The sequence below is a fragment of the Acinetobacter sp. C15 genome (assembly GCF_013420645.1).
Lineage (GTDB): Bacteria > Pseudomonadota > Gammaproteobacteria > Pseudomonadales > Moraxellaceae > Acinetobacter > Acinetobacter indicus.
Genome location: NZ_VOXR01000092.1, coordinates 1 through 3,230, shown reverse-complemented (window position 1 = coordinate 3,230; position 3,230 = coordinate 1). Strand labels below are relative to the sequence as shown.

At 38.8% G+C, this 3,230-nt stretch carries 4 protein-coding genes and 2 pseudogenes; 2 read left to right on the top strand and 4 right to left on the bottom strand.

Translation table 11 applies throughout. From position 1 onward, the window contains the following. Positions 1 to 413: 413 nt before the first annotated feature. From FTT63_RS15095 to FTT63_RS15080, 4 genes and pseudogenes are all read right to left on the bottom strand, one after another. A complete protein-coding gene (locus FTT63_RS15095; RefSeq protein WP_104505826.1) occupies positions 414 to 728 on the bottom strand; it encodes a hypothetical protein in 315 nt (104 codons plus the stop codon). 38 nt (positions 729 to 766) lie between these two features. After that, complete coding sequence (locus FTT63_RS15090) at positions 767 to 1,081, bottom strand: DNA-binding transcriptional regulator (RefSeq protein ID WP_104505827.1); 315 nt, start codon at positions 1,079 to 1,081, stop codon at positions 767 to 769. Beyond that, positions 1,062 to 1,385 carry a transcriptional regulator gene (locus tag FTT63_RS15085; protein ID WP_104505828.1) on the bottom strand — a complete coding sequence of 108 codons (324 nt, stop codon included), beginning with the start codon at positions 1,383 to 1,385 and terminating at the stop codon, positions 1,062 to 1,064. The genes FTT63_RS15090 and FTT63_RS15085 overlap by 20 nt, the downstream gene beginning before the upstream one ends. Positions 1,386 to 1,677: 292 nt before the next feature. Beyond that, positions 1,678 to 2,163, bottom strand: a pseudogene (locus FTT63_RS15080) (IS3 family transposase); the annotation flags it as partial. A 105-nt stretch (positions 2,164 to 2,268) separates the two neighbouring features. On the opposite strand from FTT63_RS15080, the gene FTT63_RS15075 reads away from it, so the two are divergent. After that, positions 2,269 to 2,814, top strand: a complete 546-nt coding sequence (locus tag FTT63_RS15075; protein WP_127800924.1) for a DNA-binding protein — start codon at positions 2,269 to 2,271, stop codon at positions 2,812 to 2,814. A 98-nt stretch (positions 2,815 to 2,912) separates the two neighbouring features. Continuing rightward, positions 2,913 to 3,230, top strand: a pseudogene (locus FTT63_RS15070) (transposase); the annotation flags it as partial.

Below are 3,230 nucleotides of genomic sequence, written 5' to 3'. Positions count from 1 at the left end.
TGTTCAAATGGCGATTCAGCGTTTAATTGGTTTTGGGAAAAAAGAAGAGTTTAAGGAAATTTTGGCAATTTTAAGAAAGCAGAATCCTGATAGGATAAGGGTTCTGTGAAATTTGTCGTGTACAGAGAAATTTTATCAATGCGTGAATGTTCAAAATTATCCCCATTTCTTGTGGATAAAACTTAGGCTGTTTTGTACGCTTTAGCTTACGTAAATTCCGGTCCTTTGCGGCTATTCGGAATAGTAGAATTTTCATATGATTAATTGGTCAGGAACAGGAAGTTCCTTAGAATTACAAAGAATGAGCACCAGGATGGGGCCAGATACGACAAGCACTAAGCCAGCACAGACCTAAAGTTCCAATAAAAAACCTCGGCAGGATGCCGGGGTTTTTTATTGTCTGCATTTAAGGTCTAATCAGTCTTAGCCAATTCATTTTGGTTGATAAGTTTAATCAGCGCATTTTGAACAAACTCATCAAGTTCAATCCCTTTTTCTTTTATGATGGTTTCTATCTTTGCTAGCGTTTCACTTTCTAATTCGAACTCGATTTCTGCTGATGTTTCCATGAGTAAATCATAGTTATTTTCGACTATCTTTTTAAAGGTTTCTTCTAGATCTTTTGTTGATGGAATATTGAAAGATAAGCGTAATGAGCTATTGATAATTTCAATATGGGTATACCCTAAATATTCAGTACTTTTTCCCACAAATCCTAAGTGCTTCATAAAAAACCTTAAATAAATATAGTAGAGAGCTGTCTAAATTAAGCCAGACTCTCTTTTACAAATTTTGGATCAACAATAAATAATCGAATAAGGGATGTTGCTGCTCCTGATGGTCTTCTCGCACCTTGTTCCCATGATTCAAGAGTACGTCTTGATACGCCAAGAATCTTAGCAAACTGATCTTGTGTTAGTTGAGCCTTTCTACGAGCTAACGCTACATCTGTCTCAGTGATTACGGTTCTTTTCGCTGCATTACTAGTAAGCATATCGTCGATGCCTTGTAATATTTCAGCTTCAATATCCCTAGTTGCTTCAAAAGCCTCAAGTTCTTTTTCAGTCATTAAACGAGTCATTTAGTTTCTCCACTAATGCTTGAAGAGTCTTCTTACTAAGCTGTACAGTTTGCTTTTTACTGTACAAGGTTAATAACCAAATCTCTCCATTTGCTAAACGATTAAAGTAGATGACTCTGACACCACCACTTTTACCTCTACCACCGCTAGTCCATCTAATCTTACGAATACCACCTGCATTAGGCTCTACATCTCCTGCTTCAGGATTTAATGCTAAGAATGTTTTGAATTCCTCATATTCTTCCTGAGTCCAATAAACAAGACAGTATTTAGTAAATAATGGAGTCTCACATATTGTATACATTGATTGCATTCATACTACCTTGTAGTAGTTTATTTTATACTACTTTGTGGTATTTTTAAATGATAATTCTTAGTTCACAGGATTAAAGACGATGTACTATTTTGCAGAGGATCCCTTCTAGGTAATGTTACCTAGGAGGAACAATGAAAAAACTGAAACATCAGTACAGGCAATCAATACAGAGTACTCACCATGACTACTTTTGGGAAATCTATCCCAATGTCAGAAGCTCTGTATTTAAAAATTTAGCACTCTGAACCGTACCGGGTTTGTCGGAGACTTTTTATTTAAGTTAGGCCACCTGACCTAACGGATTAATCTTATCATAGTAGATTGCTTCAAACTCAAAAGGTGATACATAACCCAGTGCACTATGTACACGTTCTTTATTGAACCAATCTACCCAGTTTAGTGTCGCAAGTTGTACATCTGCTAAACCTTGCCAATCTGCTTTTAAATATTCAATCACCTCTGTTTTGTATAAGCCATTCACCGTTTCAGCCAAAGCATTATCGTATGAATCACCAGTCGTACCGACTGATGCTCGTAAATTTGCTGCTTCTAAACGATTGGTATAACGAATGGAAAGATATTGCACACCTCTGTCGGAATGATGAATCACATTCTTTGGCATGCATCGGTCATGCAATGCTTGCTCCAATGCATCGAGCACCATGTCTGTATTCATACGTGTTGATACTTTCCATCCAACAATTGCTCGTGAGAACACATCAATAATAAAGGCGGTATAGACCCAACCTGAATTGGTTTGAATATACGGGTGAGTTTTAGCTAGTCATAATTCATAAAAAATATCGATTGTGTACTGTACTGTACTGTACTAAAATACGATACAGTACAGTACACAATAGGAAGTAAACCCATGGCAATCACTAAATCAGATGTGGCAAAAGCCATCGAATCCCTTGCAGCACAAGGCTCAAACCCAACTAACGATAATATCCTTGCGGTTCTTGGTAGCGGCTCAAAGACCACTATCAACAAATACCGCAAAGAGATCCTTGAAGAGCAACTGGCGGCAGCCGTTACTACGGCAAAAACTCTGAAAGATGCGGAACTTGTTACCGTGTCACAAGTCATTGCAACCCTATTGCAAGAACGGATTGATGCAGTACAAGGCGGATATGCGGAAACAGTGCAACAACTGGAAAAGCAGCTTGCAGATACCACAGAAAAACTGGAACAGGTGCAAATCAAACTTGATGAACAGGTCAAACAAACTGATGACACCACCGACAAGCTGAAAGTCGCTCTTGCTAGTACAGATAAGGCAAAAGAAGACTACAACGCCTTGCAAGCCAAATATGAACAGCTACTCGAAAAATCAGGCTCGATCAAATATGTGGAATCACAACTCACTAATGCAAATGCACGGATAGCTGAATTAGAAAAACAGATTACAATGTAAAAAGACAAGTAACTGACGATGAAGGCTGGTAATCCCCCCTAAAAATAATAGGATCTAAAAGTAGAATTTTCTCTTAAGATACGAGCAGGAGATTCTGCATGAAAACATCTAAATTTACTGACAGTCAGATCATGTCCATCTTGAAACAGGCAGAATCTGGCACACCTGTAGCGACCCTTTGCCGTGAACACGGCATGAGTAATGCTACCTTTTATAAATGGCGTGCCAAATATGGTGGTATGGATACATCATTAATGGCTCGACTGAAAGAGCTAGAAGCCGAAAATACCAGACTTAAAAAGATGTATGCGGAAGAGCGATTAAAGGCCGAAATCATCCAGGAAGCGATGGCAATGAGCAGCACTGCTGCGCAAGGGTAAAGCCATCTTGCCGGCGTAAGATGGCACAACAGGCAG

What these genes read in the sequence shown, in the direction of transcription:
- FTT63_RS15095 (WP_104505826.1), bottom strand. Translation starts at nt 728, where the DNA reads ATGAAGCACTTAGGATTTGTGGGAAAAAGTACTGAATATTTAGGGTAT.
- FTT63_RS15090 (WP_104505827.1), bottom strand. Translation starts at nt 1,081, where the DNA reads ATGACTCGTTTAATGACTGAAAAAGAACTTGAGGCTTTTGAAGCAACT.
- FTT63_RS15085 (WP_104505828.1), bottom strand. Translation starts at nt 1,385, where the DNA reads ATGTATACAATATGTGAGACTCCATTATTTACTAAATACTGTCTTGTT.
- FTT63_RS15075 (WP_127800924.1), top strand. Translation starts at nt 2,269, where the DNA reads ATGGCAATCACTAAATCAGATGTGGCAAAAGCCATCGAATCCCTTGCA.